The 24,421-nt window shown below is 59.5% G+C and carries 25 protein-coding genes; 17 read left to right on the top strand and 8 right to left on the bottom strand.

The window, feature by feature from the left end:
* Nucleotides 1–83 precede the first annotated feature (83 nt).
* Both BLQ41_RS31130 and BLQ41_RS14160 read left to right on the top strand, forming a co-directional pair.
* A complete protein-coding gene (locus tag BLQ41_RS31130) occupies nt 84–218 on the top strand; it encodes a hypothetical protein (RefSeq protein ID WP_269458087.1) in 135 nt (44 codons plus the stop codon).
* Between the two features lie 375 nt (nt 219–593).
* Nucleotides 594–1,379 carry an outer membrane protein OmpK gene (locus tag BLQ41_RS14160; protein WP_090181777.1) on the top strand — a complete coding sequence of 262 codons (786 nt, stop codon included), beginning with the start codon at nt 594–596 and terminating at the stop codon, nt 1,377–1,379.
* 129 nt (nt 1,380–1,508) lie between these two features.
* Here the strand turns inward: BLQ41_RS14160 and BLQ41_RS14155 are convergent, their stop codons facing one another.
* Complete coding sequence (locus tag BLQ41_RS14155; protein ID WP_090181776.1) at nt 1,509–2,681, bottom strand: patatin-like phospholipase family protein; 1,173 nt, start codon at nt 2,679–2,681, stop codon at nt 1,509–1,511.
* 35 nt (nt 2,682–2,716) lie between these two features.
* Nucleotides 2,717–3,649, bottom strand: coding sequence for a lipid A biosynthesis lauroyl acyltransferase (locus BLQ41_RS14150; RefSeq protein WP_090181774.1), 933 nt, complete (start codon nt 3,647–3,649; stop codon nt 2,717–2,719).
* Between the two features lie 118 nt (nt 3,650–3,767).
* On the opposite strand from BLQ41_RS14150, the gene minC reads away from it, so the two are divergent.
* From minC to BLQ41_RS14120, 7 genes are all read left to right on the top strand, one after another.
* Complete coding sequence (minC, locus tag BLQ41_RS14145; RefSeq protein ID WP_090188538.1) at nt 3,768–4,505, top strand: septum site-determining protein MinC; 738 nt, start codon at nt 3,768–3,770, stop codon at nt 4,503–4,505.
* A 191-nt stretch (nt 4,506–4,696) separates the two neighbouring features.
* Complete coding sequence (minD, locus tag BLQ41_RS14140) at nt 4,697–5,509, top strand: septum site-determining protein MinD (protein ID WP_090181772.1); 813 nt, start codon at nt 4,697–4,699, stop codon at nt 5,507–5,509.
* Complete coding sequence (minE, locus tag BLQ41_RS14135; protein WP_007898843.1) at nt 5,509–5,763, top strand: cell division topological specificity factor MinE; 255 nt, start codon at nt 5,509–5,511, stop codon at nt 5,761–5,763. Before minD ends, minE begins: the two co-directional genes overlap by 1 nt.
* A gap of 90 nt (nt 5,764–5,853) precedes the next feature.
* Nucleotides 5,854–6,489, top strand: coding sequence for an RluA family pseudouridine synthase (locus tag BLQ41_RS14130; RefSeq protein WP_090181770.1), 636 nt, complete (start codon nt 5,854–5,856; stop codon nt 6,487–6,489).
* 112 nt (nt 6,490–6,601) lie between these two features.
* Nucleotides 6,602–7,891, top strand: a complete 1,290-nt coding sequence (locus BLQ41_RS14125) for a M18 family aminopeptidase (protein WP_090181768.1) — start codon at nt 6,602–6,604, stop codon at nt 7,889–7,891.
* Nucleotides 7,892–8,048: 157 nt separating this feature from the next.
* The gene (locus BLQ41_RS30680) at nt 8,049–8,225 is read left to right on the top strand and encodes a hypothetical protein (protein ID WP_167360485.1); all 177 of its coding nucleotides are present in this window, start codon (nt 8,049–8,051) and stop codon (nt 8,223–8,225) included.
* Between the two features lie 77 nt (nt 8,226–8,302).
* A complete protein-coding gene (locus tag BLQ41_RS14120; protein WP_090181766.1) occupies nt 8,303–10,468 on the top strand; it encodes a mechanosensitive ion channel family protein in 2,166 nt (721 codons plus the stop codon).
* 142 nt (nt 10,469–10,610) lie between these two features.
* Here BLQ41_RS14120 and BLQ41_RS14115 read toward each other — a convergent pair whose 3' ends face one another.
* The gene (locus BLQ41_RS14115) at nt 10,611–11,324 is read right to left on the bottom strand and encodes a UTRA domain-containing protein (protein ID WP_090181765.1); all 714 of its coding nucleotides are present in this window, start codon (nt 11,322–11,324) and stop codon (nt 10,611–10,613) included.
* Between the two features lie 349 nt (nt 11,325–11,673).
* Between BLQ41_RS14115 and BLQ41_RS14110 the strand changes: the two genes are divergently transcribed.
* The 6 genes from BLQ41_RS14110 (at nt 11,674) to BLQ41_RS14085 (ending at nt 17,105) form a co-directional block, all read left to right on the top strand.
* Entirely contained in the window at nt 11,674–12,738 is a 1,065-nt protein-coding gene (locus tag BLQ41_RS14110) for an ABC transporter substrate-binding protein (RefSeq protein WP_090181763.1), read from the top strand.
* A gap of 176 nt (nt 12,739–12,914) precedes the next feature.
* On the top strand, nt 12,915–13,721 hold the full coding sequence (locus BLQ41_RS14105; protein WP_090181761.1) for an alkaline phosphatase family protein: 807 nt from the start codon (nt 12,915–12,917) through the stop codon (nt 13,719–13,721).
* Nucleotides 13,722–13,726: 5 nt separating this feature from the next.
* The gene (locus tag BLQ41_RS14100) at nt 13,727–14,563 is read left to right on the top strand and encodes an ABC transporter permease (protein ID WP_167360538.1); all 837 of its coding nucleotides are present in this window, start codon (nt 13,727–13,729) and stop codon (nt 14,561–14,563) included.
* A complete protein-coding gene (locus tag BLQ41_RS14095) occupies nt 14,550–15,350 on the top strand; it encodes an ABC transporter permease (RefSeq protein ID WP_090181754.1) in 801 nt (266 codons plus the stop codon). Before BLQ41_RS14100 ends, BLQ41_RS14095 begins: the two co-directional genes overlap by 14 nt.
* On the top strand, nt 15,347–16,336 hold the full coding sequence (locus BLQ41_RS14090; RefSeq protein ID WP_090181752.1) for an ABC transporter ATP-binding protein: 990 nt from the start codon (nt 15,347–15,349) through the stop codon (nt 16,334–16,336). The genes BLQ41_RS14095 and BLQ41_RS14090 overlap by 4 nt, the downstream gene beginning before the upstream one ends.
* Before the next feature lie 115 nt (nt 16,337–16,451).
* Nucleotides 16,452–17,105: an HAD family hydrolase gene (locus BLQ41_RS14085; RefSeq protein ID WP_090181750.1), complete on the top strand. Its 654-nt coding sequence runs from the start codon at nt 16,452–16,454 to the stop codon at nt 17,103–17,105.
* Between the two features lie 141 nt (nt 17,106–17,246).
* On the opposite strand, the gene BLQ41_RS14080 is transcribed toward BLQ41_RS14085, so the two are convergent.
* Nucleotides 17,247–18,209 carry a zinc-binding dehydrogenase gene (locus BLQ41_RS14080; RefSeq protein WP_090181749.1) on the bottom strand — a complete coding sequence of 321 codons (963 nt, stop codon included), beginning with the start codon at nt 18,207–18,209 and terminating at the stop codon, nt 17,247–17,249.
* 139 nt (nt 18,210–18,348) lie between these two features.
* On the opposite strand from BLQ41_RS14080, the gene BLQ41_RS14075 reads away from it, so the two are divergent.
* Both BLQ41_RS14075 and BLQ41_RS14070 read left to right on the top strand, forming a co-directional pair.
* Entirely contained in the window at nt 18,349–20,430 is a 2,082-nt protein-coding gene (locus tag BLQ41_RS14075; protein ID WP_167360484.1) for a carboxy terminal-processing peptidase, read from the top strand.
* 137 nt (nt 20,431–20,567) lie between these two features.
* Complete coding sequence (locus BLQ41_RS14070; protein ID WP_090181744.1) at nt 20,568–22,358, top strand: bifunctional diguanylate cyclase/phosphodiesterase; 1,791 nt, start codon at nt 20,568–20,570, stop codon at nt 22,356–22,358.
* 72 nt (nt 22,359–22,430) lie between these two features.
* Here the strand turns inward: BLQ41_RS14070 and BLQ41_RS14065 are convergent, their stop codons facing one another.
* The 4 genes from BLQ41_RS14065 to BLQ41_RS14050 all read right to left on the bottom strand — a co-directional run bounded on the left by BLQ41_RS14065 (nt 22,431) and on the right by BLQ41_RS14050 (nt 24,313).
* Nucleotides 22,431–22,754 carry a hypothetical protein gene (locus tag BLQ41_RS14065; RefSeq protein WP_090181742.1) on the bottom strand — a complete coding sequence of 108 codons (324 nt, stop codon included), beginning with the start codon at nt 22,752–22,754 and terminating at the stop codon, nt 22,431–22,433.
* 441 nt (nt 22,755–23,195) lie between these two features.
* Complete coding sequence (locus BLQ41_RS14060; protein ID WP_090181741.1) at nt 23,196–23,603, bottom strand: SEL1-like repeat protein; 408 nt, start codon at nt 23,601–23,603, stop codon at nt 23,196–23,198.
* A complete protein-coding gene (locus BLQ41_RS14055; RefSeq protein WP_003223109.1) occupies nt 23,604–23,975 on the bottom strand; it encodes a hypothetical protein in 372 nt (123 codons plus the stop codon). It lies immediately after the preceding gene.
* Complete coding sequence (locus tag BLQ41_RS14050) at nt 23,972–24,313, bottom strand: helix-turn-helix domain-containing protein (protein WP_090181739.1); 342 nt, start codon at nt 24,311–24,313, stop codon at nt 23,972–23,974. Before BLQ41_RS14050 ends, BLQ41_RS14055 begins: the two co-directional genes overlap by 4 nt.
* Between the last annotated feature and the right edge of the window lie 108 nt (nt 24,314–24,421).

Here is a 24,421-nt window from a genome sequence, read left to right as displayed (position 1 = left end):
GAAACCCTGTGGCAGCGAGCCTGCTCGCTCCCACAGGGGTGACTGCCTGCGCCTCAAACAATAAAAACAAGAGGAAGCAACAGATGATTCGGACACAGACAAACATCTTGCTGGGCGGCGACCTTCTCGTCGTCAGTCAGGCCATTGCCGTCGACAACAGCACGAACCTGAGCACCCGCGAAAACACCACCAGCCTGCTGGTGAAGGTGCACTTTTAAGATGGCCCGCTACCGTGCGCCAAACCTGTCGTCGGTGCGCTGTTGCGGGGCACTTGAGACCTGGCCAAGGAGTCAGTATTCTCCGCGGCCGCCTGAATCCGCGTTAAAAAAAAGCCCGGATTTAATTCCTGACCAGAACGCCAACTTATCCCGGCTCTGGACGGTACCAAGGCCCTCCAAAACCCTCTCAATCGACTGTTCCTGAGCAGCCGAGCGGGAGTTTTTTTGCTTATTGAAAGCCTTGGCGCAGCTCTTGCTAACAGCACTAAAGCTGACCGTATGGATAATTTTTTACAGCGACAGAAAAAGGCGCCACACCAGAGCGCCGACCTTAGAAAAATAACGTGGAACCACCTACTTTTTGGGAGCAACCGAATGAAACGTACGTGCACCAGCCTGATGCTCGCGGGCTCGTTACTGGCCGGGGGCCAGGCAATGGCCGGCGGCTTGCTGCAATGGCAGAACAACAGCCTGACCTACTTGTATGGCAAGGACTTCAAGGTCAACCCGGCCATTCAGCAAACCGTCACCTTCGAGCATGCCGACGCGTGGAAATACGGGGATAACTTCTTCTTCGTCGACAAGATCTTCTACAACGGTGCCGCGGACCACAACGTCGGCTCGAATACCTACTACGGTGAATTCCAGCCACGTATTTCCCTGGGTAAAGTACTCGACCAGAAGATCGAATTCGGCCCGATCAAAGACGTATTGCTGGCCATGACGTACGAGTTCGGTGAAGGCGATGTCGAGTCTTACCTGATCGGCCCAGGTTTCGACCTGGCGATTCCCGGGTTCGACTACTTCCAGCTGAACTTCTACCAGCGCCACACCGACGGTTCGCGCCCGGGCGACAACGTCTGGCAGGTCACGCCCGTGTGGTCCTACACCATTCCGGTCGGCGATTCGAGCATCCTGATCGATGGTTACATGGACTGGGTGGTGGACAACGACGTCAATAACAAAGGCGAATACCACGCCAACCTGCACTTCAACCCACAGGTCAAATACGACTTGGGCAAAGCGCTGAATTTCGGTGCGAAGCAGTTGTATGTCGGTGTTGAGTACGACTACTGGAAAGACAAGTACGGGATCGACGATAGCCGTGCATTCACCACCAATCAGAACGTGACGAGCTTCCTGGTGAAGTTCCACTTCTGATCCGGCTGCGTCCGCAAGGACGCCATCGCGGGCAAGCCTCGCTCCCACAGGTTTTGTGTCGACCCATCATCGGAGAACGACACCAAACCTGTGGGAGCGAGCTTGCTCGCGATAGCCGCACCGCCAATCTCAAGCCGAAACCACAGGCTCCGCCAACCCGAGAAACCGGCACAGCTCCTCGCGCTTGGCCAACGCATCCCGGCGCCCCAGGTCGATCAATTCGCTGCAATACCCCGCCTCGAACAGCAAATAACTCAACACCCCCGCCCCGCTGGTCTTGGTTGCCCCCGGACCGCGCAGAAACAGACGTAACGCCGCCGGCAGCTCCTGCCGATGCCGCGCTGCAATCTCGTCGATTGGCTGACTCGGCGAAATCACCAACACATCCACCGGCGCTACACCCAACGCACGGGTCGGCGTGCCATCGGGCATCAGGTGACTGAACTGATTCAGACGCTGCAGCAACTCGATGTCACTTTCCAGGCTGTCAATGAACGTACTGTTGAGCATGTGCGCACCGATTTGCGCCAGGGACGGCTGCTGTCCCGTGTAAGCCCGTTGCAGCGGCTGCTGCGGGTCAACACCGCGAGGGTTGCCGCTGACGCCCACCACCAGCACTCGGCTCGCGCCCAGGTGCAGCGCTGGACTGATCGGTGCGGATTGGCGAACCGCACCATCGCCGAAATACTCTTCGCCGATTTTTACTGGCGCGAACAACAGCGGAATCGCTGAGCTGGCCAGCAAGTGTTCGACGCTGAGTTGGGTTGGAATGCCGATGCGCCGATGACGCAACCAGGCGTCGATGGTCCCGCCGCCCTGATAGAACGTGACGGCCTGTCCGGACTCGTAACCGAACGCCGTGACTGCGACCGCGTGCAACTGCTTTTGCGCGATGGACTCGGCGATGCCGCTCATGTGCAGTTTGTCGTTGAGCAAACGACGCAGCGGCGAACTGTTGAGCAACGCCACCGGCACCGGCGCCCCGAGCCCCAGCAAACTGTGGCTGACAAACCGGGTGGCCTGGCTGATCACGCCGGGCCAGTCACTGCGCAGCACCAGATGACTGCGAAAGCCCTGCCAGAAAGCGGTCAGGCGCTCGATCGCCCCCCGAAAATCCATCGCCCCGCTGGCCAGGCTGACCGCATTGATCGCCCCGGCCGAGGTGCCGACGATCACCGGAAACGGATTCGCCGCACCCATCGGCAGTATCTCGGCAATCGCCGCCAGCACGCCCACCTGATAAGCCGCCCGAGCCCCACCGCCGGAAAGAATCAACCCTGTAACCGGTTCAGCAGGACTCATCGCAACACTCCATGGCGCTTAAAGGAATCGGTGACTCAACCGCGTTTTTTATACAGCTTCGGTTCGCCCGGCGGACGGCTCTTGAAGCGCCGATGGGCCCAGAGATATTGCTCCGGACATTCGCGCAACGCACCTTCGACCCACTGGTTGATACGAATGCAATCGGCCTCTTCGGTCTCGCCGGGAAACCCTTCGAGCGGTGCATGGATCACCAGTCGATAACCGCTGCCATCGGCCAGGCGGCGCTGGGTGAACGGCACGACAAGTGCCTTGCCCAATCGCGCAAATTTGCTGGTGGCGGTGACGGTCGCCGCCTGGATCCCGAAGAACGGTACGAAAATGCTTTGCTTGGCGCCATAGTCCTGGTCCGGTGCGTACCAGATCGCCCGACCCGACCGCAGCAGCTTGAGCATGCCACGCACGTCGTCGCGTTCCACCGCCAGCGAATCAAGGTTGTGGCGCTCGCGGCCACGGCGCTGGATGTAGTCGAACAGCGGATTCTTGTGTTCGCGGTACATGCCGTCGATGGTGTGCTGCTGCCCCAGCAGCGCCGCGCCGATTTCCAGCGTGGTGAAATGCACCGCCATCAGGATCACGCCCTTGCCTTCACTGTGTGCCTTTGTCAGATGCTCCAGCCCTTCGACATGGGCCAGCTTCGCCAGACGCTGGCGCGACCACCACCAGCTCATGGCCATCTCAAAGAAGGCGATGCCGGTGGAGGCAAAGTTTTCCTTGAGCAGGCGCTTGCGCTCGGCAGCGGACTTTTCAGGAAAACACAGCTCCAGATTGCGTTTGGCAATGCGCCGTCGGTCGCCCGCCACCCGATACATCAATGCACCGAGAAGGCGACCGATAAATAACAATACCGGATACGGCAACTGATCAATCAGCCACAACAGCCCCAAGCCACACCACAGCGGCCAGAAACGCGGCATAAGAAATGTTTTTCGAAAACGCGGGCGATCCATTAAAGGTTCCGGAAAGACAATGGCCGCGCATTCTACATCGTTCGACCCGGCTTGCGGCTTGCGGGCGTTCTCGTTATAAGTCTCGGCACTTTTAGTGACAAGCCGTTGTATGCCGACCATGAGCCAAACCGAACCGCTAGACCAAGATCCCGTGTTCCAGCTGAAGGGCAGCATGCTCGCCATTACGGTGCTGGAACTGGCCCGCAACGATCTCGAGAACCTTGATCGGCAACTGGCCGCCAAGGTTGCGCAAGCGCCGAATTTCTTCAGCAACGCGCCGTTGGTGCTGGCCCTGGACAAACTCCCGGCCAGCGAAGGCGCGGTCGATCTGCCGGGGCTGATGCGCGTTTGCCGTCAGCATGGCCTGCGCACCCTGGCGATCCGCGCCAGCCGCATCGAGGACATCGCGGCCGCCATTGCCGTCGATTTGCCGGTGCTGCCGCCGTCCGGAGCCCGTGAGCGTCCACTGGACCCACTGGAAGGCCAGGTGAAGAAAAAACCGGAAAAGCCGCCTGAGCCGACGATCAAACCGACAAAAGTCATCACGTCGCCAGTACGTGGTGGCCAGCAGATTTATGCCCAGGGCTGCGATCTGGTGGTGATTTCGTCGGTCAGCCCGGGTGCGGAACTTCTCGCCGATGGCAACATCCATGTATACGGCCCGATGCGCGGTCGCGTGTTGGCCGGAGTCAAAGGTGACACCAAGGCCAGGATTTTCTGTCAGCAAATGAGCGCTGAACTGGTCTCCATCGCCGGGCACTACAAGGTTTCCGAAGATTTGCGCCGCGACCCTTTATGGGGTTCGGGCGTGCAAGTCAGCCTGTCAGGCGATGTGTTGAACATCATTCGGCTTTAACGGATACTGCCGCATTTTCCAAGCATCTCTAAAACGTAGCGAAAACGGCTCAAACGAAGTAGGAAAAAGGCCAAAAGCAGTGTTTATCGCTGTTCTGGACCGGATTCCAGCCAAGGCTGTCCGACTGCAGTAGTTTTTCAAGAGATGTTTTTCAGGGGCTAAATGTCCTTTTTCCTTAGGGGTGAAACACCTTGGCCAAGATTCTAGTGGTTACATCCGGCAAGGGTGGTGTGGGTAAGACCACCACCAGCGCCGCTATCGGTACCGGCCTCGCTCTGCGCGGTCACAAAACAGTTATCGTCGACTTCGACGTCGGTCTGCGTAACCTCGACCTGATCATGGGTTGCGAGCGTCGCGTGGTGTATGACTTCGTCAACGTGGTCAACGGCGAAGCCAACCTGCAGCAAGCCCTGATCAAAGACAAACGCCTGGAAAACCTCTACGTGCTGGCCGCCAGTCAGACTCGCGACAAAGACGCGCTGACCGTCGAAGGCGTGGAAAAAGTCCTGATGGCGCTCAAGGAAGACTTCGAATACGTGGTCTGCGACTCCCCGGCCGGTATCGAGAAAGGCGCCCACTTGGCCATGTACTTCGCTGATGAAGCGATTATCGTGACCAACCCGGAAGTGTCCTCGGTACGTGACTCGGACCGCATGCTGGGCCTGCTGGCCAGCAAATCCCGTCGCGCCGAAAACGGCGAAGAGCCGATCAAGGAACACTTGCTGCTGACCCGCTACAACCCGCAACGCGTCAGCGATGGCGAAATGCTGGGCGTCGAGGACGTCAAGGAAATCCTGGCGGTCGCCCTGCTGGGTGTCATTCCGGAGTCCCAAGCGGTACTCAAAGCTTCCAACTCGGGCGTGCCCGTGATTCTCGACGACCAGAGCGACGCCGGTCAGGCGTACAGCGATGCGGTCGATCGTCTGCTGGGCAAAACCGTGGAGCATCGTTTCCTCGATGTGACGAAGAAGGGCTTCTTCGAGCGCCTGTTTGGAGGTAGATAATGAATCTTTTTGACTTCTTTCGTGCCAGCAAAAAGGTCAGCACCGCGTCGGTAGCGAAAGAGCGTCTACAGATCATCGTGGCGCATGAACGCGGCCAACGCAGTACGCCGGACTACCTGCCAGCCTTGCAGAAGGAACTGGTGGAAGTGATCCGCAAGTACGTCAATATCGGGTCCGATGACGTGCACGTCGCTCTGGAAAACCAGGGCAGCTGCTCGATCCTGGAACTCAATATCACCCTGCCTGATCGCTAGTCGATCCAGCGGGAGCCACGGCGGCTCAGGGCCCTTCTGTGACAAGAAGGGGCCTGAGTCGCCGTTGGCGTTTGTTACGAGGCTGTTTTAATGCCGTTGTCCAACATTCGCATCATCCATCAGGACACCGCCGTACTGGTGGTGGATAAACCGACCCTGTTGCTCTCTGTCCCTGGCCGGGCCGATGACAACAAGGACTGCCTGATTACCCGCCTGCAAGAAAACGGCTACCCGGAAGCACGAATCGTCCATCGCCTGGACTGGGAAACGTCGGGCATCATTTTGTTGGCCCGTGACCCGGACACTCATCGCGAGCTGTCTCGGCAGTTTCACGACCGCGAAACCGAAAAGGCCTACACCGCCCTGTGCTGGGGCCAGCCGGAACTGGACAGCGGCAGCATCGACCTGCCCTTGCGCTACGATCCGCCGACCAAGCCCCGCCATGTCGTCGACCACGAGTTCGGCAAACACGCCCTGACGTTCTGGCGCGTTCTGGAGCGTTGTGGCGACTGGTGCCGCGTCGAGTTGACGCCGATCACCGGCCGGTCGCACCAGTTGCGCGTGCACATGCTCTCCATCGGTCACCCGCTGCTCGGCGACGGCCTCTATGCCCACGAACAAGCCCTGGCTGCCTGGCCAAGACTGTGCCTGCACGCCAGCATGCTCAGCTTCACCCATCCCCAGACCGGTGAACGCTTGCGCTTCGAGTGCCCGGCACCGTTTTAAGCACAAGCAATAACCCTGTGGGAGCGGGCAAGCCCGCTCCCACAAGTTCTGCGTCGCCGCACTTTGCGCTTTCAATACGGTAAACTTGCGCCACTGCTGTCTGGAGCTTCTTATGCGCGAAGAGTTGAACCAAGGCCTGATCGACTTCCTCAAGGCCTCCCCTACCCCGTTCCACGCCACCGCCAGCCTCGCCCAGCGCTTGGAAGCGGCGGGTTTTGTGCGTCTGGACGAGCGTGAACCGTGGACCACCGAAGCCAACGGTCGTTATTACGTCACCCGTAACGACTCCTCGATCGTCGCGTTCAAGATGGGACGCCATTCGCCCCTGCATGGCGGAATTCGCCTGGTGGGCGCCCACACCGACAGTCCATGCCTGCGGGTCAAACCTCAGCCGGAGCTGCAGCGCCAGGGTTTCTGGCAGCTGGGTGTCGAAGTCTATGGCGGTGCGCTGCTGGCGCCGTGGTTTGACCGCGACCTGTCCCTGGCTGGCCGCGTGACGTTCCGCCGCGACGGCAAGGTTGAAAGCCAGCTGATCGATTTCAAGGCGCCGATCGCCACGATCCCGAACCTGGCGATCCACCTCAATCGTGAAGCCAACATGGGCTGGGCGATCAACGCACAGAACGAACTGCCGCCGATCCTCGCGCAATTTGCCGGTGACGAGCGGGTGGACTTCCGCGCAGTGCTGACCAATCAGCTTGCGCTGGAGCACGGTTTGAATGCCGACGTGGTGCTCGACTACGAGCTGAGCTTCTACGACACCCAAAGCGCAGCCGTCATCGGCCTGCATGGCGACTTTATCGCCGGCGCGCGCCTGGACAACCTGCTGTCGTGCTATGCCGGCCTGCAAGCCTTGCTGACCGCCGAGACCGATGAAACCTGCGTACTGGTGTGCAACGATCACGAAGAAGTCGGCTCCTGCTCGGCGTGCGGTGCCGATGGCCCGATGCTCGAGCAAACCCTGCGTCGCCTGCTGCCCGAAGGTGACGAGTTCGTACGCACCATTCAGAAATCCCTGCTGGTCTCGGCCGACAATGCCCACGGCGTGCACCCCAACTACGCCGACAAGCACGACGCCAACCACGGCCCGAAACTCAACGCCGGCCCAGTGATCAAGGTCAACAGCAACCAGCGCTATGCCACCAACAGCGAAACCGCCGGGTTCTTCCGCCATCTGTGCATGGCCGAAGAAGTGCCGGTGCAGAGCTTCGTGGTGCGCAGCGATATGGGCTGCGGCTCGACCATCGGCCCGATCACCGCCAGCCACCTGGGCGTACGCACTGTGGACATCGGCCTGCCGACGTTCGCCATGCACTCGATCCGCGAACTGTGCGGCAGCCACGACCTGGCGCACCTGGTCAAAGTGCTGAGCGCGTTCTACGCCTGCCAAGAGCTGCCGTAACCCAGTAGGAGCCTGTAGGAGCTGTCGAGTGAAACGAGGCTGCGATCTTTTGACTTTGTTTTTTAACATCAAGATCAAAAGATCGCAGCCTCGTTTCACTCGACAGCTCCTACAAGCTCCTACACTTAAATTATCTTGCACGACAAGGCAGTCACCCATGATCACGTTGTCTTCGTTTCACGCCATGCTGATCCCCATCCTTGCCGGGATGATCCTGTTGGCAATCGGCTTCAACTTTCGCGATAAAAACGCCGGCGTATTCGCCATGTGGATCGGCATGCTGACGATCCTCGCCACTGTGGTGTTCAAGATCCTCGCCAAACTCAACGAATAAATCCTCCCCCTGACTCGCATTGATTTTGACGGGCTCGTACACTCGGTCGATCCGTTCATCCCGAGGTTGACTGCCTAGTGCTCGCTCGTCTTTTCGCCCTGCCGTGTTTTTTCCTTGTCTGCCTGATGACGCTGCTGCCGATGGCACCTGCCCAGGCGGTTGGCTTGCCGAGCCTGCTCAGTGGCTCAACCAAGGCCCAGCCAGAGGCACAGGCCCCGCTGGGACAATCGCTGGACGAAGTCATCAAGTCGCTGGAGAACGATCAGCAACGCACAAAGTTGCTGGCCGACCTGAAGAAACTGCGCGATGTCACCAAGAAAGCCCAGCCGGCTGCCGAGGAAGGCGTTCTCGGCCTGATCGGCGGCACGCTGGCCTCGTTCGAAAAGCAGTTTTCCGGGGCCGACAGCCCGCTCACGCGTTGGTCCGAGGAGTTTGGCCTGGCCGAGGATGAGCTGATGGCCTTGATGCTGCCAGCCAATGAATGGCTACCAATCATCTTCGCTTTCGCCATGATCCTGATGGTCTGGAGCCTGCTGGCTGCCGCACTGATCTGGGTCGGTCACCGGGTGCGCATGCGCTTCGGCCTGACCGAAGAACTGCCGCAACACCCCAAGGCCCTGGACATGTTGCGCTTCGCCCTGCGCAAACTCGGGCCGTGGCTGATTGCCTTGGTCATCACGGTCTACATGAGCTACGCCCTGCCCTCGTCTCTGGGCAAAAGCCTGGCTATGGTGCTGGCGTATGCACTGGTGGTCGGCACCTGTTTCTCGGCCATCTGTGTCATCGCTTTCTCCGTGCTCGACGGCCCGCACCGCCATCGCGCCTTGTACATTCTGCGGCATCAAGCGTTTCGGCCGTTGTGGCTGATCGGCAGTTTCGCGGCCTTCGGTGAAGCGCTGAGCGATCCGCGCCTGGTCACCAGCCTCGGCGCTCACCTGGCTCATACCGCGGCCACCGTGGCCAACATCCTGGCAGCGCTGTCCACCGGGCTGTTCATCCTGCGTTTTCGTCGACCCATCGCGCACCTGATCCGCAACCAGCCGTTGTCCCGACGCCTGACCCGCCGCGCACTGAGCGACACCATCGATATTCTCGGCACCTTCTGGTACGTGCCGGCCCTGGTGTTGGTGGCCATCTCGCTGTTCGCTACGTTTGTCTCGGCCGGCGACACCAGCACCGCATTGCGTCAGTCGCTGATCTGCACCGTGCTGCTAGTGTTGTGCATGGTCATCAACGGCCTGGTACGGCGCCATTCGCTGAAACCGCAACGCGGGGTGAAACGCCATGCGCTGTATTCGGAGCGCCTGAAAAGCTTCTTCTACACCCTCGCCCATCTCGTGGTGTGGCTAGCGTTCATCGAGCTGGGCCTGCGCGTCTGGGGCATGTCGCTGATCGGCTTCACCGAGGGCGAAGGCCATGAAGTCAGCGTCAAACTGTTCAGCCTCGCCGGCACGCTGATCTTTGCCTGGCTGATCTGGATCCTCAGTGATACAGCCGTGCACCACGCCCTCACCCGCTCACGCAAAGGCCTGGCCAACGCGCGCGCACAAACCATGATGCCGCTGATCCGCAACGTACTGTTCGTGGCGATTTTCATCATCGCGCTGATCGTCGCGCTGGCGAACATGGGCATGAACGTCACGCCACTGCTGGCCGGTGCCGGTGTGATCGGCCTGGCCATCGGTTTCGGTGCGCAGTCGCTGGTCGCGGACTTGATCACTGGCCTGTTCATCATCATCGAAGACTCCTTGGCGATCGACGACTACGTGGACGTCGGCGGCCACCTGGGTACCGTCGAAGGCCTGACCATCCGCACCGTGCGGCTGCGGGACATCGACGGCATCGTCCATACCATTCCGTTCAGCGAAATCAAAAGCATCAAGAACTATTCGCGGGAATTCGGCTACGCGATCTTCCGGGTCGCGGTGCCCTCCAGCATGGACATCGACGAGGCGATCAAACTGATGCGCGAAGTCGGGCAGAAGATGCGCACCGACCCGCTGCAACGCCGCAACATCTGGTCGCCACTGGAGATTCAGGGTGTCGAGAGTTTCGAGTCCGGCAACGCGATTCTTCGCGCCCGGTTCAAGACCGCGCCGATCAAGCAGTGGGAAGTTTCACGGGCGTTCAATTTGTCGCTGAAGCGGCATCTGGATGAAGCGGGAATGGATCTGGCGACACCGCGGATGAGTGTGCAGGTGATCACGGCGGGTGGTGGGCCGCAGAAGGATGTGTCCGCTTGATATCTGAAGTGGCTGTTCTGTAGCCATCGCGGGCAAGCCCGCTCCCACGGGGGACGGTGCTATATCTACAAACGCATATCCTTGTGGGAGCGGGCTTGCCCGCGATGGGAGTCGACACGGTCGTGCAGACAAACCACGCCCGTCAAACCACATCAACACCGACATGAATCGCGTCATGCCGCCAGAACTCCAGGTCACAGTCGATCAGCCGCTCATGCTGGTCATAATTGACCCGGGCAATCCGCAGCCCCGGACTTCCCACCGACACCCGTAACGCCGCCGCCGCATCCACCGACAACGCCGTCGGCACGATCTCGAAACGTACCCGCCCGTAGTGCAAGTCGTAATGCCTGGCGTACAGCTCGGTAATCGACTGATTCAAATCAAACTCCAGAATCCCCGGAAAATACTGCGGATTGAGGTAGTGCTCCACGTACAACACCAGCCGCTCATCGATACGCCGCGCCCGGCAGATCTGGATCACGCTCGACAACGCCGGCAACTGCAACCACGCACACACCGCCGCCGACGCCGGCTGCAAGCGCGCCGATATCACCTCTGTGGACGGCACACGCCCCTGGGCGCTGACCATCGCGTGAAAGTGACTGCGCTGCATCAGGTTGTAAGCCAGGCGCGGCGGCGAGACGAACCAGCCACGGCGCTCCTCGCGATAAATCTGCCCTTGGGCCTCCAACTGCAACAATGCTTCACGCACGGTGATTCGCGTGGTCCCGAACAACTCACTGAGTTTGCGCTCGGACGGCAGCTTGCTCCCGGACGCCAACAGGCCGTGGTCGAGCTGTTCCTGCAGAACCTGACCGATGGCTGTCACCGCTTTGGTGGTCTCGATGCGCATCAACGTTACCTATCTGGACTAGACCAGCACTGTTTCGGGGCGGAACCGTCACTCAAACCGGCTCCATCAACTCCCTGCAAGCCTAGGCACTGCTTGTGACTGGCAGATGACAAAGCCGCCGAACGGTTGAGTCAGACACGTGCAAAATCACGGCCAAGTCCTTTCGTATCAGCCCTTTAGCCATGGTCTACGCTTAGTCCGAAGCCTGAGCTGTACTGTTTGAAAAATAGTGGCAGACCGATCATCGACATCAAAATGTCATCAGCGGCGCCTAAATTGGCTCAGGTATTGCTGACCTAGACCAACACAACCGCAATCGCAGCGTTGAAAACGCCCAAAGGAGCTTCGGATGAAAAAGCTTTTCCTGGCATCACTGTTAGGCTCGACCATTGCCATGTGCACCGCCGCAATGGCCGCTGATGATTTGAAAACCCTGGAAGCCGCTGCGAAAGCGGAAGGCGCGGTCAATAGCGTCGGCATGCCCGATGACTGGGCCAACTGGAAAGGCACCTGGGAAGACCTGGCCAAGAATTACGGCCTGAAACACATCGACACCGACATGAGCTCGGCGCAGGAAATCGCCAAGTTCGCCGCTGAAAAAGACAACGCCAGTGCCGACATCGGCGACGTCGGCGCCGCTTTCGGCCCGATCGCGGTCAAACAGGGCGTGGTGCAACCTTACAAGCCAAGCACTTGGGATCAAGTTCCAGAGTGGGCCAAAGACAAGGATGGAAACTGGGCTCTGGCTTACACCGGCACCATCGCCTTCATCGTCAACAAAAAGCTGTTGCACGGTTCCGATGCGCCTACCAAATGGGCTGATCTGAAAACCGGTAAATACAAGGTGTCCATCGGTGACGTGAGCACCGCGGCCCAGGCGGCCAACGGTGTACTGGCCGCTGCGCTGGCCAACGGTGGCGACGAGAAGAACCTGCAACCAGCACTGCTGTTGTTTGCCGACATTGCCAAGCAGGGCCGCCTGTCCATGGCCAACCCGACCATCGCCACGATGGAAAAGGGTGAAATCGAAGTCGGCGTGGTCTGGGATTTCAACGGCCTGAGCTACAAGGCCAAGATGGCCAACCCGGATGACTACGTGGTGCTGATCCCTTCCGATGGCTCGGTGATTTCCGGTTACACCACCATCATCAACAAATACGCGAAGAACCCGAACGCCGCCAAGCTGACCCGCGAATACATCTTCAGCGATGCCGGTCAGATCAACCTGGCGAAAGGCAACGCCCGTCCGATCCGCGCCGAGCACATCAAGCTGCCGGCAGACGTGCAGGCCAAGCTGCTGCCTAACGAGCAGTACAAAAATGTCACGCCGATCAAAGACGCGGATGCATGGGAGAAGACCTCCAAGGCCCTGCCGCAGAAGTGGAACGAAGAAGTCATCGTCGAAATGAAGTAATCCTGCAGCCCGCCATCTGACGGGCTAATGGAGATCCCTGTGGGAGCGAGCCTGCTCGCGATTGCGGTGTGTCATTCAGCATCCATGTCGAATGTTCAGCCGCCATCGCGAGCAGGCTCGCTCCCACAGTGGACCGAGTGAATTCCGAATATCTGTTTTACGGAGTCATCGCCCCTATGAAGCACAACGTCATCCTTGTCGTGCTCGACGGCCTCAACTACGAGGTCGCGCGCCACGCCATGGGGCACCTGCAGGCTTATGTCGGCGCAGGACGCGCGGCGCTCTACAAACTGGAGTGCGAACTGCCGGCCCTGTCCCGCCCCCTGTACGAATGCATACTCACCGGCGTTGCGCCCATCGAGAGCGGCATTGTCCACAACAACGTCTCGCGCCTGTCCAACCAGCGCAGCATTTATCACTACGCCCGCGATGCCGGCCTGACGACAGCCGCGGCGGCCTACCACTGGGTCAGCGAGCTGTATAACCGTTCGCCGTTCGTGGCGGCACGGGATCGTCACACCGACGCCCCCGACCTGCCGATCCAGCACGGTCACTTCTACTGGACCGATCACTACCCCGATTCACACCTGTTCGCCGACGCCGAAAACCTGCGCCTGCGTCATGACCCAGCCTTTTTACTGATTCACCCCATGAACATCGACGACGCCGGGCACAAGCACGGCCTCGACACCGCGCAATACCGCAACAGCGCCCGCTCGGCCGACATCATCCTCGCCGACTACCTGCAAGGCTGGCTCGACAGCGGCTATCAGGTGCTAGTGACCGCCGACCACGGCATGAACAACGACCGCTCCCACAACGGCCTGTTGCCGGAAGAGCGCGAAGTGCCGCTGTTCGTCCTCGGCGACGCCTTCAGCTTTAACGCCAGCGCCACGCCGAAACAGACTGAAATATGCGGCACCGTCTGCGAACTGCTGGGTGCGCCCCATGACAAACCCATGTGTCGGGAGCTGCTCAAGTGAATGCAATGACTCGCGGCAAATGGCTGGCAGCGTTGTGCCTGGTGCCCTTCGCACTGTTCTTTATCGTGTTCGAAATCGCGCCGCTGGTCTGGGTGATGATCAACAGCCTGCAATCGGAAGAGTTCGGCTGGGGGATCGCCAACTTCACCAAGATCTTCAACTCGAAGTTCTATTTGCAGGCGATCCAGTACAGCCTCGAGATCAGTTTCTGGTCCAGCGTATTCGGGATCATCATCGCGGTGCTCGGCGCCTATTCCCTGCGCCGGGTCGACTCGAAACTGCGTAACTTCGTGAATGCCTTCGCCAACATGACCAGCAACTTCGCCGGCGTGCCCCTGGCCTTCGCGTTCATCATTCTGCTGGGCTTCAACGGCAGCTTCACGATCATGCTCAAACAGGCCGGGATCATTCAGGATTTCAACCTGTACTCGAAAACCGGGCTGATCATTCTCTACACCTACTTCCAGATTCCATTGGGCGTATTGCTGCTCTACCCGGCCTTCGATGCCTTGCGCGAAGACTGGCGTGAGTCCGCCGAACTGCTCGGGGCGAACGGCTGGCAGTTCTGGCGGCATATCGGCTTGCCCGTGCTGACCCCGGCACTGCTCGGCACTTTCGTGATCCTGCTGGCCAACGCCCTCGGCGCCTATGCCACGGTTTATGCGTTAACGACTGGCAACTTCAACGTGCTGCCGATCCGTATCGCGGCGATGGTCTCCGGCGACATCTCCCTGGACCCGAACCTGGCCAGTGCACTCGCCGTGGTGCTGGTGGCGTTGATGACCCTGGTGACCATCGTGCATCAGCTGCTGTTGAAGAGGAGCTACCATGTCTCGCGTTGAACTGGGCCCTGTCGGTGTCTATCACCGCGTCGTGGTTTACCTGTTGTTTGCCATTTTGTTGCTGCCGCTGCTCGGGACGCTGATCTACTCGATCGCCAGCAGTTGGTCGGCGACCATTCTGCCCAGCGGCTTTACCTTCAAGTGGTACATCCAGCTGTGGAGCGATCCGCGTTTTCTGCATGCGTTCGGGCAGTCGTTGCTGGTGTGTGTCGGCGCGCTGATCCTGTCGGTGGTGCTGATTCTGCCGCTGCTGTTCGTGGTGCATTACCACTTCCCAAAACTCGATGCGCTGATGAACATCCTGATCCTGCTGCCCTTCGCGGTGCCGCCGGTGGTGTCGTCGGTGGGGCTGCTGCAGCTCTATGGTTCCGGGCCGTTTGCGATGGTGGGTACGCCGTGGATTCTGATTGGTTGCTACTTCACCATCGCGCTGCCGTTCATGTACCGGGCGATCACCAACAACCTGCAAGCGATCAACCTGCGCGACCTGATGGACGCCGCCCAACTGCTCGGCGCCAGCACCTTTCAAGCGGCGTTCCTGGTGGTGTTGCCCAATCTGCGCAAGGGTTTGATGGTGGCGTTGCTGCTGTCGTTCTCATTCCTGTTCGGAGAGTTCGTGTTCGCCAACATCCTCGTCGGCACGCGCTACGAAACCCTGCAGGTCTACCTCAACAACATGCGTAACAGCAGCGGCCACTTCACCAGTGCGCTGGTGATCTCCTACTTCTTCTTTGTGCTGGTTCTGACCTGGGCGGCCAATATCTTGAACAAGGACAAAAGCGAATGAGCTATGTCAGCGTCCAACACCTACAGAAAAACTACGCAGGCACCACGGTGTTCAGCGACATCAACTGCGAGATCCAGAAAGGTGAATTCGTCACCCTGCTCGGCCCGTCCGGTTGCGGCAAATCCACACTGCTGCGCTGCATCGCCGGCCTGACCTCGGTGGATGGCGGCAAGATTCTGCTGGAGGGGGTTGATCTGGTGCCGATGAGCCCGCAAAAACGCGGAATCGGCATGGTGTTCCAGAGTTATGCGCTGTTCCCCAACATGACTGTGGAACAGAACGTCGCCTTCGGTTTGCGCATGCAAAAGGTCAACGCCAACGACAGCCAAAAGCGTGTTGCCGAAGTGCTGAGTCTCGTAGAGCTCAACGACTTCGCCGCCCGCTATCCGCACCAACTGTCGGGCGGCCAGTGCCAACGTGTGGCCCTCGCCCGCTCGTTGGTCACGCGGCCTCGGCTGTTGTTGCTGGATGAGCCGTTGTCGGCCCTGGATGCGCGGATTCGCAAGCACCTGCGCGAACAGATCCGTCAGATTCAGCGTGAATTGGGCCTGACCACGATCTTCGTCACACATGACCAGGAAGAAGCGCTGACCATGTCTGACCGGATTTTCCTGATGAATCAGGGAAAAATCGTACAGAGCGGCGACGCCGAAACCCTTTACACCGCCCCGGTGGATGTTTTTGCCGCCGGCTTCATCGGCAACTACAACCTGCTGGACCCTGACAGCGCAACCAAGCTGCTGCAACGGCCGATCAACCACCGCATTGCGATCCGCCCTGAAGCCATCGAACTGAGCCTCAATGGCGAGCTTGACGCGCTAGTGCGCAGCCACAGCCTGCTGGGCAACGTGATTCGCTACCGGATTGAAGCCCGGGGCGTGGAATTGGTGGTGGATGTGCTGAACCGCTCGGCGGCCGATTTGCATCCCGATGGTCAGCGCCTGGCACTTTCCATCGATCCGACGGCCTTGTGTGAGGTAGCTTGAAAGCAGCGGCAAGCTGCAAGCTACTAGCTACAAGTTGTAAACTGCTGACCACCTTAATCACTTCTTGCGGCTTGAAACTTGCCGCTTGAAGCTGTTCTCGGAGAGAACCGCACTAATGGCCCTGGCAATTTTTGATCTGGACGAAACCCTGATCCACGGCGACTGCGCCACCCTCTGGAGCGAGCAAATGGGCCGCCTGGGCTGGGTCGACCCGGAGTCGTTCATGCGGCAGAACAATGAACTGATGGACGCCTACAGCCACGGCAAGCTGCGGATGGAGGAGTACATGACCTTCAGCCTGGAGCCGATGATCGGGCGCACACCGGAAGAAGTGGACCATTTGGTCGGACCCTGGGTGGAAGATTTCATCGAGCCGATCATTTTCAGCGACGCCACCAAGGCCATCGCCGCCCACCGCAAGGCTGGCGACCGGATTCTGGTGATTTCGGCCTCGGGCACGCACCTGGTCCGACCGATTGCCGACCGCTTGGGCATCGACGAGATTCTCGGTATCGAACTGGAAGTCGCGCACGGGGTTTATAGCGGCCACACCGTCGGCACCCTGACCTACCGCGAAGGCAAGATCACCCGGTTGCTGGAGTGGCTGGATGCGGAAGAGGAAAACCTCGAAGGCGCGAGCTTCTATTCCGACTCGCGCAATGATTTGCCGCTGCTGCTAAAGGTCGATTTCCCACACGTGGTGAATCCGGATCCGGTGTTGCTTGAACACGCCGAAAAAGCCGGCTGGCCGATCCATCTCTGGAAATAACCGATCGCTCCCACAAGGATTACGCCGAACCGGTGGGAGCGTGGCTTGCCCGCGATGAACGATAACGCGGTGTACCTGAAACACCGCGGCGCTTGAATCGCGGGCAAGCCCGCTCCCACAGGAATTGCGATGCAGCCAGCCTCAGGTCAGGCTTGCGTCGATTATCAGAACCAACTTCCCCGCCACCTTGTTGCTCGCCAACTGCGCAAACGCCGCCTCGGCATCCTTGATCGCAAAGGTCTTCGCCAACTGCGGACTCAACCGCCCTTCGGCAAACAGCGGCCAGACATGCTGACTGAGGTCACTGAACAAATCCGCCTTGAACTGATCGTCGCGACTGCGCAACGTCGAACCCAGCAGTTGCACCCGTTTGGCCAGCACCTGCGCCAGATCCAGCTTCGCCTCACGACCGCCCATCAGGCCGATCAGCACCCAACGGCCATCCAGGGCCAGCATTTTCAGATTAAGCGCCGCGTAGTCACCGCCGACCGGGTCGAGGATTACATTGAACGGGCCCAGATCCCTCAAGCTGTCCAGATCCGTCGTACGCACTGCACCACCCTGGGCGCCCAGTGCTTCGCAATAGGCCAAACGTTCGGCGGAACCGACGCTGACCCAGCACGGGTTGCCAAAGGCCTTGCACAGCTGAATGGCGGCTGAACCAATTCCACTTGCTCCGGCGTGCAGGAGAACTTTCTCACCCGGTTTGAGCGCGGCCAGTTGAAACAAATTCAGCCAAACGGTCGCGTACACTTCCGGCAACGCGGCAGCCTCGGCCAGGGACATTCCGTCGGGAACTGGCAGCACGTGCCGTCCGTCGACAACTACCTCTTCGGCCATCCCACCCCCGGCCAGCAAGGCGCAGACTCGATCACCGACCTGCCAGGACGAGCCCGGACCGACCTCGCTGATCACCCCTGAACACTCAAGACCCAGTGCCTGACTGGCTCCCGGCGGTGGCGGATAAAGGCCGGCTTTCTGTAACAAATCGGCTCGATTGAGTCCCGCAGCCGCCACTCGAATCCGAACTTGTCCTACATCACATGTAGGACTGGGCTCTTCAACCCACTCCACTTGACCTTCCACGCCTTGCAATGCTTTCACAGTGCCTCCATAGTGAGTCTGGACTGAGCCCGTAGCTGTAGCGCCGGGCTTTCTTGCATTATGCGACCGGCTCTCGTAGAACCGGCGACTTCAAAGACGGCCTAATATGCGTGATCAATTGTCCCCGCGTCGAATCAGCATGAAGCACTTTTTCCCAAGCACCGCCCTAGCCCTGTTCATTGGTATCGGTCTGTTGCCGATGTCGAGCAATTCGTTTGCCGCCAATAGCTGGGACAAGCTTCAGCCTGATCGTGACGAAGTAATCGCCAGTCTGAACGTCGTCGAATTGCTCAAGCGTCACCATTACAGCAAGCCGCCGCTCGATGACGCGCGCTCGGCGATTATCTATGACAGCTACCTCAAGCTGCTGGATCCGTCGCGCAGCTACTTCATGGCCAGCGACATTGCCGAATTCGACAAGTGGAAAACCCAGTTCGACGACTTCCTCAAAAGCGGCGACCTGAACGCCGGGTTCACCATCTACAAGCGCTATCTGGACCGCGTCAAGTCGCGTCTGGACTTTGCCCTTGCCGAGCTGGACAAAGGCGTCGACAAGATGGACTTCACCACCAAGGAGACCTTGCTGATCGATCGCAAGGACGCCCCTTGGCTCAAGTCCACCGCAGAACTTGACGACCTGTGGCGCAAACGCGTCAAGGACGAAGTCCTGCGGCAGAAGATTGCGGGCAAGGACTCCAAGCAGATCCAGGAGACCCTGACCAAGCGCTACAAGAACCAATTGACGCGTCTGGACCAGACCCGCGCGGAAGACATCTTCCAGGCGTACATCAACACCTTCGCCATGTCCTACGACCCGCACACCAACTATCTGTCGCCGGATAACGCGGAAAACTTCGACATCAACATGAGCCTGTCCCTTGAGGGCATCGGTGCCGTGTTGCAGAGCGATAACGATCAAGTGAAGGTCGTGCGTCTGGTGCCTGCAGGCCCGGCGGACAAGACCAAGCAAGTCGCTCCGGCTGACAAGATCATCGGCGTTGCCCAAGGCAACAAAGAGATGGTCGATGTGGTCGGCTGGCGCCTGGACGAAGTGGTCAAGCTGATCCGTGGTCCGAAAGGCACCGTGGTGCGCCTGGAAGTCATTCCGGCCAGCAATGCGCCAAACGACCAGACCAGCAAGATCGTGCCGATCACCCGCGAAGCGGTGAAGCTTGAAGACCAGGCTGTGAAGAAATCGGTCCTCAACCTGAAACAGGATGGCAAGGACTACAAGCTCGGCATCATCGAGATTCCGGCCTTCTACCTCGACTTCAAGGCGTTCCGTGCCGGCGATCCGGATTACAAGAGCACCACCCGCGACGTCAAGAAGCTGTTGACCGAATTGCAGAAAGACAAAGTCGACGGCGTGGTCATCGACCTGCGCAACAACGGCGGCGGTTCCTTGCAGGAAGCCACCGAGCTGACCAGCCTGTTCATCGACAAAGGTCCGACCGTACTGGTGCGTAATGCCGATGGCCGGGTCGATGTGCTGGAAGATGAAAACCCGGGCGCGTTCTACAAAGGCCCAATGGCGTTGCTGGTCAACCGCTTGTCCGCCTCGGCTTCGGAGATTTTTGCCGGCGCCATGCAGGACTACCACCGCGCACTGATCATCGGCGGCCAGACCTTCGGCAAAGGCACCGTGCAGACCATTCAGCCGCTGAACCATGGCGAACTGAAACTGACCCTGGCCAAGTTCTACCGGGTTTCCGGCCAGAGCACCCAGCACCAGGGCGTCCTGCCGGACATCGATTACCCGTCGATCATCGACACCAAGGAAATCGGTGAAAGTGCCCTGCCGGAAGCCATGCCGTGGGACACCATCAAAGCCGCGATCAAGCCAGCGGTCGACCCCTTCAAACCGTACATCACGCAGCTCAAGTCCGAGCATGACGTGCGCTCGGCCAAGGACGCGGAGTTCGTGTTCATCCGTGACAAGCTGGCCTTGGCCCAGAAGCTGATGGCCGAAAAAACCGTCAGCCTCAATGAAGCCGATCGCCGTGCACAACACGCCGATATCGAAGCCAAGCAACTGGCGATGGAAAACATCCGTCGCAAGGCCAAGGGCGAAGAGCCGCTCAAAGAGCTGAAGAAAGAAGACGAAGACGCGATCGCGGCCGAGCCTGACAAGACCAAGCCAGAAGACGATGCCTACCTGAGCGAGACCGGGCGGATTCTGCTGGATTACTTGAAACTCAACACGGCGGTTGCCAAGCACTAAGGGGCTGATGGCAATTTAATGCTGACGCTCCCCGGAGCGTCATCAAATAGTCATCATTCTGTCGTGAAATAAAGGGCTGGGAGCACCTCTTAAACAGAGAGCAGCTCCCAGTCCTTTTTTTATCGCCAGAGAACGCCATGACCACGACCGAACAGCTGAGTGCGTTGAGTTCAATACTGGCTCAAAGCGGTTTGCACAGCCTGTTCCAGCCGATCATTTCCCTCTCTGAGCGGCGCATTGTCGGCTATGAAGCCCTCACTCGTGGCCCGTCAAACAGTCCGCTGCACTCCCCCATCGCATTGTTCGCCGTAGCGCGCCAGGCCGGTCGCTTGAGCGAGCTGGAAATCGCTTGCCGGGAAAGTGCCTGCCGGCGCTTCAACGACCAACAACTGCCGGGCAAACTGTTCCTCAACGTGTCGCCCGAATCGCTGCTCGAAGCCGCTCACCAGCCCGGTCGTACCCTGCAATTGCTCCAGGATTTCGGTATTCCGCCAGATCAGGTGGTGATCGAACTCACCGAACAAACCCCAACCGATGATTTTCAATTGCTGCAAAACGCCCTGCATCACTATCGGGCGATGGGGTTTTCCATTGCGCTGGATGACTTGGGCGCGGGTTACTCGAGTTTGCGCCTGTGGTCCGAGTTGCGTCCGGACTACGTGAAGATCGACCGGCACTTCATCGACGGCATCCACCAGGACGCGCTCAAGCGCGAATTCGTCGGTTCGATCCTGCAAATCGCCAAGGCCTCGCGGGCAAAAGTGATCGCCGAAGGCATCGAGCTGCCCGAAGAGCTTGCGGTGTTGACCGAGATGGGCGTGGATCTGGTCCAGGGCTATTTGCTGTGTCGCCCTCAGGAGCATCCACCTCGCGATGCCCGTGCCTTGATGCCCAAACACGACAGCACCGCCGTGGCGCTGAACGACGAAGGCAGCGACCTCAGCGCCTTGCTCAACGAGCAACCGGCCGTAACCCGCGATACGCCGACGGCCACCGTGCTGGAAGCCTTTCGCCGCCAGGCCAACCTGAACTCGCTGGCGGTGCTCGACGCGCAAGGCCATCCCTGTGGCATCGTCCACCGGCATTCGCTCTCGGACGCGCTGCTCAAGCCCTTTGCCACCGACCTGTTCGCCCGCAAGCCGATCAGCCGTTTGATGAACGATGATTTTCTCGCCGTGGAAATGAGCCAGTCGCTGCAACAGGTCAGCCGCCTGATAACCAGTCGCGCCCGACAGCGTATCGAAGAGGATTTCATCATCACCCTCGACGGCGGTTATCTGGGATTGGGTCGGGTGATCGATGTGCTCAAGCTGATTACCGAACTGAAAATCCAGCAAGCCCGCTACGCCAACCCGCTGACCTTGCTGCCGGGTAACGTGCCCATCCAGCAGTGCCTGACCCGGCTGCTGCAACAGCAGCGCGAATCGGTGATCTGCTACGTCGACATCGACAGTTTCAAACCCTTCAACGACATCTACGGCTACGGTCGTGGCGATGAAGTCCTCCTGTGCCTGGCGCAATGCCTGAACGACCGCGTCGACCCGTCCCGCGACTTCGTCGGCCATATCGGTGGTGACGACTTTTTGATGGTGCTTGGCCCGCAAGACTGGCGTAAGCGCCTGAATCAACTGCTCGACGACTTCCAGAGCCAGTGCCGGCGCTTCTACCGCAGCGAACACCTGGAAGCCGGCTGCTTTATCGCCCCAAACCGTCAGGGCCTGCGTCAGGAGTTTCCACTGCTGTCACTGTCAATCGGCGTGGTGCATTTGCATCCACAGGCCTGTGGACAACTCGATGCGAGCCAGTTGGCGGAGATGGCCTCGCAGGCCAAACATCACGCGAAGAATGTGCCGGGGTATAGCGTGCATGTGATTGATAGTTTGGTGGCGCCCGGGCAGTACGAGGAGTTGTGCATGGGGCAGCGGTGATTGGGCTGACGCTTTCGCGATCCGACTAGTCCCGCGAAAGCGTCTGTTCAGGCTTCTAAAATTGCTTACCTGCTACCCCGCCGACTGCGCCCCCAACCGCCGCCCAACCACATCCAGCACATCACAGCCATCGCGCAATGGAATGGCGCAGAGCAGCGCGAAGTCGCTGAGAATCATGGAGTCGCACTCAACCGAACCGCGCATGGAAAGGTTCTCCAGCACTTGGGTGACGGCTCGGATTCGGTAGCGGGCAGCGTCGGTCAAGATATCGAGCGGCGCGTGGGTGTCGACGAACAGGGTGGGCATGTCGCTGCAGTTGCTGGTTAGCGCCATGAAGCGGCTTTTGGGGTGAGCAATTGGTTTTTCGTAGGGTGGATCAGGATGAAGTGTTGGCATTTGCGACCTTCCGATGACAATGAGAGCTGCCAAAAGCCTTCCTACAGGCTTGGGTGGCAGCTATACGCGGGGTAGGAATACCGAGCATCGGAGACTCGACCACGCCGAAGCGTGCCCGCGCACAGCCGCCGCAACAGATTTTACGGACGCACATGGACAGCCGCAAATCAGGTTTCGACGCTTACGCGATACCGATGCTGAAAGGGTTCCTACACCCCACCACTGAGTTCTCAGTGACCATCAAAGGCTATCGGGTGAACTGACTTCGCACCAGTTCATGAAAGCCGCTACAACTCGAAGGAAATCTCCGACAGGCTTACACAGAAATAAACACGCAGGACTTTGCGGGGGATGAATTCGGAAAGAAGTCAGGAATGGACGATCTTGGCGTAGGGCAATTCTCTAATACGTCACGAACGGTCAGAAACGCAAACGATCGGGTTATTTCGCAGCATCCCGAGACGCAAGCTCTTTCAATTTAAGCTCAGCCAACGGGTGCCCGGCCTTCGCCGCCATGTTCCAAAACCGCGCCGCTTCCACCGGGTCCGGCGCCTTGCTCGGCGTTCCCGCCAAACTGATCACGCCTACTTGATACGCAGCCTTGCCATCCCCCGCCAACGCCGCCAGGCGCAGCAATCGCACGCCTTCCTCACGAGCGCCAAGGCCGACGCCGCGAAAGGTCAGGATGTGGCCATAGAAGCTTTGCGCGCCGACGTCGCCCAGGTTGGCCATGCGCGCGAACTGGCCTTCGAGCCAGCTCCAGCCCCGTGGCTGTCGCACGAACCATGACCAGTGAAACAGCCGGCGGGCCAGCCAGTAGGAGGCCCGTGCCTTGAGATTTAAAAACACTCAGGCCTCCGCTGATTCGGGGTATTCGTATTCGAAGACTCGCACCACTTCCGAGGCGTGCCACGAGGCGGCAGCAACGCCGTCGGACGGCCCGGAGAATCGCCCCAGACGTTCGACGCACTCGAAAAAGCCGGTACGTGGCAGGCGACTGGCGCCCTGGCTGATCACCAGCGAGCTGCGCAGCGGCTGCTCGGCCTTGGCGTCCAGCGCTGCCAGATGCTCGAGCGCTGCGGTCAGGGTTTGCATGGCCGGCGTGGGCAATTGCAAACGTTCCAGCAAGGCTCGGTAAGTCAAAAGATGTCGCTGGCGGCGCGCCTGATCCAGCTCACCCAGCAACCCGTCCCAATGTTGACGACTGATGCGTACGCTCACGATTCGTCCCTCCACCCTGGCACCGTCAATTCCCAGGCCAGGCTGCGGCGAATCGCAGCGTCGGGTTGACGCTCGCCACTTTCGATCAAGGCCAGATAAGACGGGCTGATGCCTACCGTGCGGGCCAGCGCCTCGATGGCGATGCCCTTCCCTTCGCGCAAACTGCGTAGTTGATCCAGACCGGGCAAAATCTGGTCTGGTGATACTGCCTGACGTACCGGTGCGTCGGGCACCGGTTGTTCGTTAATGCCTGCTGCTTTCAGTAGAGCCTGATACTGAGCCCACGGCAAAACCGCATATTCGGGCTCGCCTTCGCGTGTGATTATCTGGATATCCATGACTTCCCCGTAGGACAACGACACTTAGCGAGTCGGCACTTTTCCCTAGAAGTGTAATCCTAACAGCGGCCAAGGTCGCGCGGGGGCATGAAATAGGGGCGATGTCCC

This window comes from Pseudomonas arsenicoxydans (assembly GCF_900103875.1).
Classification (GTDB): domain Bacteria; phylum Pseudomonadota; class Gammaproteobacteria; order Pseudomonadales; family Pseudomonadaceae; genus Aquipseudomonas; species Aquipseudomonas arsenicoxydans.
This window is presented reverse-complemented; position numbering and strand designations above follow the sequence as displayed.

Excerpts from the sequence above, each read along its gene's own strand:
- BLQ41_RS14050 (WP_090181739.1), bottom strand. The coding sequence starts at position 24,313 with ATGGATATCCAGATAATCACACGCGAAGGCGAGCCCGAATATGCGGTT.
- BLQ41_RS31130 (WP_269458087.1), top strand. The coding sequence starts at position 84 with ATGATTCGGACACAGACAAACATCTTGCTGGGCGGCGACCTTCTCGTC.
- BLQ41_RS14085 (WP_090181750.1), top strand. The coding sequence starts at position 16,452 with ATGGCCCTGGCAATTTTTGATCTGGACGAAACCCTGATCCACGGCGAC.
- BLQ41_RS14110 (WP_090181763.1), top strand. The coding sequence starts at position 11,674 with ATGAAAAAGCTTTTCCTGGCATCACTGTTAGGCTCGACCATTGCCATG.
- minE (WP_007898843.1), top strand. The coding sequence starts at position 5,509 with ATGAATCTTTTTGACTTCTTTCGTGCCAGCAAAAAGGTCAGCACCGCG.
- BLQ41_RS14160 (WP_090181777.1), top strand. The coding sequence starts at position 594 with ATGAAACGTACGTGCACCAGCCTGATGCTCGCGGGCTCGTTACTGGCC.
- BLQ41_RS14100 (WP_167360538.1), top strand. The coding sequence starts at position 13,727 with ATGACTCGCGGCAAATGGCTGGCAGCGTTGTGCCTGGTGCCCTTCGCA.
- BLQ41_RS14130 (WP_090181770.1), top strand. The coding sequence starts at position 5,854 with ATGCCGTTGTCCAACATTCGCATCATCCATCAGGACACCGCCGTACTG.
- BLQ41_RS14065 (WP_090181742.1), bottom strand. The coding sequence starts at position 22,754 with ATGCCAACACTTCATCCTGATCCACCCTACGAAAAACCAATTGCTCAC.
- BLQ41_RS14095 (WP_090181754.1), top strand. The coding sequence starts at position 14,550 with ATGTCTCGCGTTGAACTGGGCCCTGTCGGTGTCTATCACCGCGTCGTG.
- BLQ41_RS14155 (WP_090181776.1), bottom strand. The coding sequence starts at position 2,681 with ATGAGTCCTGCTGAACCGGTTACAGGGTTGATTCTTTCCGGCGGTGGG.
- BLQ41_RS14090 (WP_090181752.1), top strand. The coding sequence starts at position 15,347 with ATGAGCTATGTCAGCGTCCAACACCTACAGAAAAACTACGCAGGCACC.
- BLQ41_RS14125 (WP_090181768.1), top strand. The coding sequence starts at position 6,602 with ATGCGCGAAGAGTTGAACCAAGGCCTGATCGACTTCCTCAAGGCCTCC.
- BLQ41_RS14070 (WP_090181744.1), top strand. The coding sequence starts at position 20,568 with ATGACCACGACCGAACAGCTGAGTGCGTTGAGTTCAATACTGGCTCAA.
- BLQ41_RS14150 (WP_090181774.1), bottom strand. The coding sequence starts at position 3,649 with ATGGATCGCCCGCGTTTTCGAAAAACATTTCTTATGCCGCGTTTCTGG.
- BLQ41_RS14105 (WP_090181761.1), top strand. The coding sequence starts at position 12,915 with ATGAAGCACAACGTCATCCTTGTCGTGCTCGACGGCCTCAACTACGAG.
- BLQ41_RS30680 (WP_167360485.1), top strand. The coding sequence starts at position 8,049 with ATGATCACGTTGTCTTCGTTTCACGCCATGCTGATCCCCATCCTTGCC.
- minC (WP_090188538.1), top strand. The coding sequence starts at position 3,768 with ATGAGCCAAACCGAACCGCTAGACCAAGATCCCGTGTTCCAGCTGAAG.
- BLQ41_RS14075 (WP_167360484.1), top strand. The coding sequence starts at position 18,349 with ATGAAGCACTTTTTCCCAAGCACCGCCCTAGCCCTGTTCATTGGTATC.
- BLQ41_RS14115 (WP_090181765.1), bottom strand. The coding sequence starts at position 11,324 with ATGCGCATCGAGACCACCAAAGCGGTGACAGCCATCGGTCAGGTTCTG.